At 70.7% G+C, this 801-nt stretch carries 1 protein-coding gene; it reads right to left on the bottom strand.

What is annotated here, in order from left to right; genetic code table 11:
* Positions 1-780: SpnB-like Rossmann fold domain-containing protein (locus tag AC3EQ1_RS31300; RefSeq protein WP_432097682.1), on the bottom strand; the 780-nt coding region annotated here is incomplete at its 3' end.
* Positions 781-801 lie beyond the last annotated feature (21 nt).

Raw genomic sequence — 801 nt, 5'->3', positions numbered from 1 at the left:
GCCATGTTCGACGACCAGATGACGGGCCACCGCCGAACCCAACGCACCCGTACCACCGGTCACCAGCACCGTACCCGCAGCATCCCAGACCGCGGAATCCTCGACCCGCGACGCAGCCTCCGCCCGCACAAGCCTCGGGACCCGCACCGCGCCCGCGCGCACCGCGGCCTGCGGCTCACCCGACGCCACCACACCAGCCAGGGCCACACCCACGTCCGCCCCGGAGTCGCTGTCGAGGTCGGTGTCGAGGTCGACCAGTACGAACCGGTCGGGGTTCTCCGACTGCGCCGACCGCACCAGACCCCACACCGCGGCATGCGCCAGATCCGCGACACCCTCGGCCGGATCAACCGCCACCGCACCCCGCGTCACCACCACGAGGCGCGAGGAGGCGAACCGCTCATCCGCCAACCACGACTGCAGCAGGTCGAGCATGCGGCCGGTTGCCATACGGAGACCGGAGGCGACCGTCTCCAGCGCCTCGGAGTGGGCGTCGGAGGGTGCGTGATGCCCGACGCCGTCCAGGGCGGTCACGACCACCGTGTCCGGGATCTCGTCGAGTGCCGCCAGATTCTCCAGGTCCGCGACCGGGATGGCACCCGGAGAAGCCCCATGCTCGGAGACCCCGAGGTGGTCGTCACCCAGCACTGCCCAGGTGCGAGTCGACGGCTCAGGAGCAGCAGAAGCCTTCAGGGGCTGCCAGTCCGTGCGGTACAGCGACTCGCTGTCGCCACGGGTGATCTGGTGGCGTGAGACCGGGCGGAGTACGAGGGATTCCACGGTGCAGACCGGTGCACCGGT

The sequence above is a fragment of the Streptomyces sp. bgisy100 genome (assembly GCF_057709105.1).
The sequence above is the reverse complement of the archived record's forward strand: the minus strand, read 5'-3'. Positions and strand labels throughout refer to the sequence as shown.